The following is a 4366-nucleotide window of genomic DNA, read 5'->3' on the forward strand; positions in this document are numbered from 1 at the left end:
AAAAAATAAAGATATAAATATACAACCCACCTAAAATGATGGCATATAATGCAGAGGATAAAATTGACAATTTTGACATCCTTTCTAACTAGCTTGTGAAAAGGTACAAGGAGTATTATAGCGGAAAGATACATGCTTTAAAAATGTTTTTTCGGATTGTTAGAAATTTAAATATTGAAATATACTAAAATTAACATGGGTACACTAAAAGAGATTTAAAAATATTTGTCCACTAGTAGTGAACAAAAGTAAAAAAATATGATAAAGTATACTATAGAAATCTATACATACCACAGCTTAATAAGAATCGACACGTCCTCTCCAGATGGACAATTGTATTTTTTTATTATTAATAGACTAAGGGGGAATGAAATGTGTCCAGTAACACATTAGAGCAATTTTTAAATGAAAATCTAGAAGATTTAAAAGGAAAAGGTTTGTACAATGTCATTGACCCGTTAGAAAGCCCAAATGGACCTGTCATTACTATTAATGGCAAAGAACTTGTCAATCTTTCTTCTAATAACTATTTAGGCTTAGCTACAGATGAACGTCTTAAAAAAGCAGCGGCTGATGCGATTGAGAAATATGGTGTTGGAGCTGGAGCAGTTCGGACAATCAACGGGACACTAAAGCTTCATGTCGAATTAGAAGAAAAATTAGCTGAATTCAAACATACCGAGGCAGCAATCGCTTATCAATCCGGTTTTAACTGTAACATGGCGGCTATTTCTGCCGTAATGGACAAAAATGACGCTATTTTATCTGATGAATTAAACCATGCCTCAATAATTGATGGCTGCCGATTATCCAAAGCTAAAATTATTCGTGTCAATCACTCTGATATGGAAGATTTACGTACGAAAGCAAAAGAGGCAAAAGAGTCAGGACTCTATAATAAAATTATGGTTATTACTGATGGTGTATTTTCTATGGATGGCGATGTGGCATTATTACCAGAAATCGTCAAGATTGCAGAGGAATTCGATCTCATAACATATGTTGACGATGCCCATGGTTCTGGCGTCCTTGGTGATGGTGCCGGGACAGTCAAGCATTTCGGACTTTCTGATAAAATTGATTTCCAAATCGGCACTTTATCAAAGGCAATTGGTGTGGTCGGCGGCTATGTCGCTGGTAAGAAAAACCTAATTGATTGGTTAAAGGTCCGTAGCCGTCCATTCCTATTCTCGACTTCATTAACTCCTGCAGATGTGGCTGCAAGTAAGAAGTCCATAGAAATATTAATGGAAAGTACTGAACTTAACAAAAAGCTATGGGAAAATGGCAACTACTTGAAAAAAGGCTTAAAAGAATTAGGCTTTAATATAGGGAACAGTGAAACCCCAATTACTCCATGTATTATTGGCGATGAAACAGTCACGCAGCAATTTAGTAAACGCCTAAATGAAGAAGGGGTATATGCGAAATCTATTGTGTTCCCAACTGTTCCAAAAGGGACCGGCCGTGTCCGAAATATGCCAACAGCTGCCCATACAAAAGAAATGCTCGATCAAGCCATTGCAATTTATGAAAAAGTCGGCAAGGAAATGGGCGTAATTAAAGGGTAAAGCGGATGGCACCTATGGCAAATGGGTGAGATATTTATAAGGAAAACAGATTTATTCAGCATAACTGAAGAGGACGGAGAAACAACGATGAAGCGAATTTTAATCACAGGTGCATTAGGACAAATTGGATCAGAATTAACCTTAAAGCTAAGAGATATTTATGGTGCGGATAACGTTATTGCTACAGATATCAAAAAGAATGACAGTGAAGCAGCCCAAAGTGGTCCTTTTGAAACTGTAGATGTTACCGATTTAAACAAAATGGTTGAGACTGCTAAAAAGTACCAAGTTGATACAGTAATGCATTTGGCCGCACTATTATCGGCTACAGCAGAAGCAAAGCCAGTATTTGCTTGGAATTTAAACATGGGCGGGTTAATGAATGCTCTGGAAACAGCTAGAGAACTAAATGCCCAATTTTTCACACCTAGCTCGATTGGGGCCTTTGGTCCATCTACACCAAAGGATCTTACCCCACAGGATACGATTATGCGTCCTACTACAATGTATGGTGTAAATAAGGTTGCGGGTGAACTGCTTGCTGATTATTACAACCATAAATTTGGTGTCGATACCCGTGGATTGCGTTTCCCAGGATTAATCTCCTACGTCGCACTCCCTGGCGGTGGGACAACAGATTATGCCGTTGAAATCTATTATGAAGCTGTTAAAAACGGCAAATATACATCCTATATCGATAAGGGCACTTACATGGACATGATGTACATGCCGGATGCCTTACATGCGATCATTGATTTAATGGAAGCAGATGCCTCAAAATTGATTCATCGCAATTCCTTTAATGTCACTGCAATGAGCTTTGAACCCGAAGAAATTGCTGCAAGTATTGCTAAGTATATTCCTGGCTTTACGATTTCATATGCTGTGGATCCAGTCCGTCAAAAAATTGCCGACAGCTGGCCGAATTCGATAGATGCTTCAGCTGCAAAAGAGGAATGGGGCTTTAAATTCGAGTATGATTTAGACAGAATGACGAAGGATATGCTTGAAAAGCTACGTCAAAAACTATAAATGCCTGAATCCTGAGCCAAAATGGTTCAGGATTTTTTCATAAAAGGAACAATGTCTCATTTTTGGGGATTTTTTTCATTTTCAATAGGTTTTGGCTTTTTTATCCGACATTGGCTCATTTTTTTCGGTTTATGGCTGTTCATGGTAAAAAAATAAACAGCGAAGCTCACGAAGGCCTCGCTGTTATCGCTTAACGTAAATAAGTTTATCCTTTTTCTCAGTCACCCTGCCAATAATTGAAGCTTGAGTTAATCCCTTAGATTTGAGCTTGTCGACATACTCAGCAGCATACTCTTCCCCCATTGAAACAAGAAGGCCACCAGAGGTAATGGCATCACAAAGGACGAGCTGTTCTTCAGGAATAATACCTTCGTAAACGACGTCATCACTTAACCATTTATGATTGGACTTAGATCCTCCCGGAACCACACCATCTCTTGCTAATTCAACTGCTCCCTCAAGAATGGGAACTTGACTAAATGAAATTTCAAAACTCACATCACTACCACGCGCCATTTCACTGCCATGGCCAAGTAATCCAAACCCGGTTACATCCGTAACAGAATGCGGCTGATAATTCATTAACACTTCTGCAGCTGTCTTATTGAGCATAGCCATCGTTTCGGTTACCAATTGTTCCTGTAAAGGGGTTACTGCACTTCTTTTTATCCCAGTAGTAATGATTCCCACACCAATCGGTTTTGTCAATACAAGAACATCACCAGGTTTTGCGCCAACATTTTTCCATACCTTGTCAGGATGAACGATGCCTGTAACCGATAGACCAAACTTTGGTTCTTGATCATCAATTGAATGACCGCCAACCGTTATTGCTCCGGCTTCCTTTACTTTATCAGCCGCACCACGAAGGATTTCGGAAAGCATCTCAGCACCGAGCTTTTTTATCGGGTAGCCGACAATATTTAATACGGTTTTCGGTTCTCCGCCCATTGCGTAAACATCACTTAATGCATTTGCAGCTGTGATTTGACCAAACATATAGGGGTCATCTACTATTGGGGTGAAATAGTCAACGGTTTGAATCAATGCGATGGAGTCGGTTAAACGATATACTCCGGCATCATCAGATGTATCAAGTCCCACTAATAATTCGGGAACAGGTTCTTGTTTTGGTAAAAGACGCAAAACTTGCGCCAGGTCCTCTGGACCAATTTTACAGCCTCAACCAGCTTTTGTTGATAAAGAAGTCAGGCGAATTTTTTCTTGTTCACTCAACATGTCCACCTCCATTTTATTAGTATAACTCTTTCATTTATTATCCGCACTAATCATGATGAATAATTGCGAAATAAAAGGGGATAGGTTAAAATATTTATACAATCTGAATGTTTTAAAAATTGTTTTAGGAGGTTTTTATGAAGACTTATCATGTGGTGATCGAATTTTGCATGCAATGAAACTACTCACCAAAAGCCGCGAGGTTCGCGGAAAAATTGTTTAACCATTTTAATCGAAACATTCAAAAGCTAGAACTTATTCCTAGTTCAGGCGGTGCATTCGAATTGACCGTCAATGGGGAAAAGATCTATTCAAAACTTGATACAGGTATTTTTCCAGATGCAGAAGAGATGATTAATATTATAGAGTCAAAATAGAAAGAACCCTCATAGCGTATAGTATATGAGGGTTTTATATTGGCTAATAGGAAAGTATAAATTTTTCAAATTTATACTTTCCTAACTCATAAGTGCAACTACGCCTCTGTCTTCGCCCTTAGGGGCTCGCCAATCGGCGAGTTTTCT

The 4366-nt window shown here is 38.7% G+C and carries 3 protein-coding genes and 1 pseudogene; 3 read left to right on the forward strand and 1 reads right to left on the reverse strand.

The window, feature by feature from the left end; genetic code table 11:
- The first annotated feature begins 374 nt into the window (after positions 1-374).
- Together V7150_RS24520 and V7150_RS24525 are read left to right on the forward strand one after the other, a co-directional pair.
- Positions 375-1571: a glycine C-acetyltransferase gene (locus tag V7150_RS24520; protein ID WP_335523471.1), complete on the forward strand. Its 1197-nt coding sequence runs from the start codon at positions 375-377 to the stop codon at positions 1569-1571.
- Between the two features lie 87 nt (positions 1572-1658).
- On the forward strand, positions 1659-2603 hold the full coding sequence (locus V7150_RS24525; RefSeq protein ID WP_335523473.1) for an L-threonine 3-dehydrogenase: 945 nt from the start codon (positions 1659-1661) through the stop codon (positions 2601-2603).
- A 183-nt stretch (positions 2604-2786) separates the two neighbouring features.
- On the opposite strand, the gene selD is transcribed toward V7150_RS24525, so the two are convergent.
- On the reverse strand, positions 2787-3842 hold the full coding sequence (gene selD, locus V7150_RS24530) for a selenide, water dikinase SelD (protein WP_420490329.1): 1056 nt from the start codon (positions 3840-3842) through the stop codon (positions 2787-2789).
- Between the two features lie 191 nt (positions 3843-4033).
- Between selD and V7150_RS24535 the strand changes: the two are divergent.
- Positions 4034-4219: pseudogene (locus tag V7150_RS24535) on the forward strand (Rdx family protein); the annotation flags it as partial.
- Between the last annotated feature and the right edge of the window lie 147 nt (positions 4220-4366).

Source organism: Neobacillus drentensis (assembly GCF_036965245.1).
GTDB classification, from domain to species: domain Bacteria; phylum Bacillota; class Bacilli; order Bacillales; family Cytobacillaceae; genus Neobacillus; species Neobacillus drentensis_G.

What these genes read in the sequence shown, in the direction of transcription:
- V7150_RS24525 (WP_335523473.1), top strand. Translation starts at nt 1,659, where the DNA reads ATGAAGCGAATTTTAATCACAGGTGCATTAGGACAAATTGGATCAGAA.